The organism is Campylobacter sp. CNRCH_2014_2849, assembly GCF_025772845.1.
Lineage (GTDB): Bacteria > Campylobacterota > Campylobacteria > Campylobacterales > Campylobacteraceae > Campylobacter_D > Campylobacter_D lari_D.
In genome coordinates, this window is record NZ_JAKMSW010000040.1 from 1 (window position 1) to 1,140 (window position 1,140).

The 1,140-nt window shown below is 27.8% G+C and carries 1 protein-coding gene; it reads left to right on the forward strand.

From position 1 onward, the window contains the following. Positions 1–159: 159 nt before the first annotated feature. Positions 160–1,140 (forward strand): PDC sensor domain-containing protein (locus L8X33_RS08590; protein ID WP_263670499.1); only part of this gene is annotated, 981 nt, incomplete at its 3' end.

The window sequence follows — 1,140 nt, forward strand, 5'->3', positions numbered from 1 at the left end:
GTTTTTTTATATTGTGTTTTAATAAAATTTATATTTATCCAATATTATTTATATAGATAATTTTTTATTAATATATCGTTTTTTTAAATTTATACTCCTATGAGATAATTTTTTCACTTTCAAAAAAATAACTACAAATTTACATAAAAAGGAAAACCAATGAAAAGTGCGAAAATAAAAATCTCACTCATAGCAAATTTTATTGCTATATTTTGTCTACTTATTTTAGGCATTATAACTTTTGTTTTTGTAAAAGACTCTCTGTTTAAAGAAGTTATAAAAGCAGAACAAGATAAACTTATTTCTGCAAAAAATTTAACACAAAATTTTTACAACAACTCTTCAAGCGCATTAGAAAGATTTGCCCAAAGTATTTTACATCATCCATATGAAATTTTAGCCAACGAAGAAACATTAATAGAAGATGTTGGAATTCAGTTAAAAGCTGCAAAAGATATAGGCGATTATCAAGCTATTTATTTGGCAAAACCTGACGGGGAATTAGTTTTAAGTAACAAAGACAGCGATGCCAAAGGAGTAAATTATTTAATTTATGGAAAAGAGCAAAATTATGATGCAACTACAAGAGAATTTTATATAGCAGCTAGAAAGAAAACTGGTTGGAATGTAACTGATATTTATACAGATATAGCAACGGGGCTTCCTACTTTTACCTATTCTATATCTTTAACTAAAAATGGTAAGTTTATAGGGGTTTTAGCTATCGATGTTTCTGTGAAGAAATTAGAAGATAGATTAAAACATTTACCAGGCTCATCTTTTGTTTTTGATAAAGCATTGTTTGCATTTGCTTCAACCGATGAAAACTATTTTGGCAAAGATAATAAAAATGTTGCTATTGTTGCTAAAGCTTTTAGTAAAGCAAAACCAGGCGAGGCATTTTTTTATACTAATGAAATGGGTAAAGAAAAATTATCTATTTGCGATAAAATAGATTCAGATACTATCTGCAGTGTAACAGATATAGACAGCATAGAAGAATCTAGCAAGAAAATGGCCTATATTCAAATTACTGCAGTTATTGCAGCTAGTTTCATAAGTATCATTTTACTCTACTTCATCATCTCTTATTATCTATCCCCTTTGCAAGCAATCCAAAAAGGTATCAATTCTTTCTTC